Annotated in this window: 3 protein-coding genes; 1 reads left to right on the top strand and 2 read right to left on the bottom strand. The window is 38.7% G+C overall.

Annotation, left to right across the window (positions count from 1 at the left end; translation table 11 throughout):
* Nucleotides 1-454: ATP-binding cassette domain-containing protein (locus Q0296_RS07755; protein ID WP_298038976.1), on the bottom strand; the 454-nt coding region annotated here is incomplete at its 3' end.
* 9 nt (nt 455-463) lie between these two features.
* Entirely contained in the window at nt 464-1,156 is a 693-nt protein-coding gene (gene tupB, locus Q0296_RS07750; RefSeq protein ID WP_298038974.1) for a tungstate ABC transporter permease TupB, read from the bottom strand.
* Nucleotides 1,157-1,228: 72 nt separating this feature from the next.
* Here tupB and tupA point away from each other — a divergent pair, with 72 nt between their 5' ends.
* The gene (gene tupA, locus Q0296_RS07745; protein WP_298038971.1) at nt 1,229-2,047 is read left to right on the top strand and encodes a tungstate ABC transporter substrate-binding protein TupA; all 819 of its coding nucleotides are present in this window, start codon (nt 1,229-1,231) and stop codon (nt 2,045-2,047) included.
* Nucleotides 2,048-2,320 lie beyond the last annotated feature (273 nt).

The following is a 2,320-nucleotide window of genomic DNA, read 5'->3' as shown; positions in this document are numbered from 1 at the left end:
GATAAAATGGCGCTCTTAAAGAAAGTGCCAAAGCAAATGCGATGCGCTGCGTTTGTCCAGAGCTTAGCTCAAAGTGGCGCTTATCTAAAAATTTCTCATCAAGTCCCACAAGAGCGAGTGCTTCGCTAGTTCGCTCCTCAAATTCGCTTAGTAAATTTCTACTTTTTAAGATGACTTTGAAATTTTCTCTCACACTTCTTTTTAAGAGGGCAGGCTCTGGCAGTAAGACTGAAATTTTACGCAGCATTTCAAGGCTTGGTTTATTTTCACCCCAGAGTGAAATTTCCCCACCATTTGGGCTTTGCAGGCGTGAGAGCACTCGTATGAGCGTGCTTTTGCCGCTGCCATTACTGCCCATTAGGGCGGTTATTTTTTTAGTATTTATATCAAGGCTTGGGATATTTAGGATCTCGCTTTTGCCGTAGTTTAGGTGTAAATTTCTTATCTTTATCAAAATTTGCTCCTATTTGTCTAGTTTTCTTAGCGCAAAGATCGCTAAATTTACTAAAAATGCGATAAATATCAAAACCATCGCAAGCGCTATACCCATGGCAAATTCGCCCTTGTTTGTTTCAAGCGAAACGGCTGTGGTGATCGTTCTGGTAAAGTATTTGATGTTGCCGCCTATCATCATCGCAACGCCCACTTCAGCGACGATCCTGCCGTAAGCAGTGGCGATAACTACCATGAGAGCGTAGCGTAGCTCATAAAGCACGCAAAAAACTAGCTTTGCCGGCGCGAGGCGTAAATTTAGGATAGTTAGATAGTGCTTTTTCTCCATATTTTCAACCACGCTTGCAGTAAGCGAGATGATGATAGGAAGGGCTAGTACAAACTGGCCTAGCATGACCGCTTTTAGCGTAAAGAGTAAATTTAAGCTGCCAAGCGGGCCATTTCTCGTGATAAATGCGTATAAAATAAGGCCGATCGCAACCGTTGGCATAGCAAGAGCCGTGTCACTTAGCAGGCGTAAAATTTTGCGGCCTCTAAAGTCGTAAAAACCAAGCGAAAAACCAAGTGGGAAGCCCGCGATAATGGCAAAGAGTATCGATATGCTTGATGTGTAAAGCGTGGCCTTGATAGCTGAGTATGTTTCAAGATTGCCGTTTAAAAGTAGATTAAAGGCTTCTGCAAAGCCGTGAAGTAAAAAATCCAAATATTATTCCTATTTTTTTATTCATATTATTTTAATATGCTATAATACCACATTTTCTAAAAAGGAGAAAAAATGAAAAAGATTATTTTAGGCTCACTAGCAGCCGCAGTTTTGGCGTTTGGCGCTGACAATGAACTAATCATGGCGACTACAACAAGTACAGATAACACTGGCTTGCTTGACGCGATCTACCCAGTTTATAAGGCTAAAACAGGCGTTGATGTAAAATGGACAGCTGTTGGTACAGGTGCAGCTCTAAAGCTTGGCGAAGACTGCAACGCTGACGTACTTTTCGTTCACTCACCAAAAGTTGAGAAAGAATTTGTAGAAAAAGGTTTTGGCTTAAAAAGAAATGCCGTAATGTACAATGACTTCGTCGTTATCGCTGACAAGTCTATCGCTGATAAATTTAAAGGTAAAGATATCAAACAAAGCTTTGAGCTTATCAAAAAAGATGGTATCAAATTCTTCTCACGTGGCGACAAATCAGGCACAGACAATAAAGAAAAAGGCATCTGGAAAAAGATCGCTGGCGAAGTCCCTGAAAAAGATAGCTGGTATATGCAAACAGGTCAAGGCATGCTAGCTACGATAAATGCTGCTGCTGAGCAAAAAGGCGTTACATTTACTGACCGCGGTACTTACATTAAATATGAAGCAAACCAAAAAGGTCATCCTGAGATGGTCATCATCAACGAGGGCGACAACGACCTTAAGAACTTCTACTCTCTAATCGCAGTAAATCCAAAACACTGCCCTAAAACTGACATCGAAAATGCAGAGAAATTTATAAAATGGGCTACAAGCGAAGAGGGTCAGAAATTTATAGGCGACTTCAAACTTCTTGACAAGCAACTTTTTACTCCAGACGCAAATACACGCAAGAACTAATACAACGGGCGAGCAATCGCCCTACAAAATTTCATATATAAAGATGTTTTTACAAATTTTTCTAAAAATTTAAAAAATAAATTTTTTAGCAATTTTTAAATTTAATCTATAAATTTAAGATAAACCTCCGTAAATTCAGCGTCAAAGTAATATGCAAATTTAGCATATTACTTAAAAGAAAATTAAAGTTAAATATTAATTTTAAAATTTATTTTATCTTATAAAGATTATAATAACGCGAAATCGTAAAATATTATTCGAAAGGAATACTAT

Source organism: uncultured Campylobacter sp., from assembly GCF_937890585.1.
In the GTDB taxonomy this organism is placed as follows: Bacteria; Campylobacterota; Campylobacteria; order Campylobacterales; family Campylobacteraceae; genus Campylobacter_A.
This window is presented reverse-complemented; position numbering and strand designations above follow the sequence as displayed.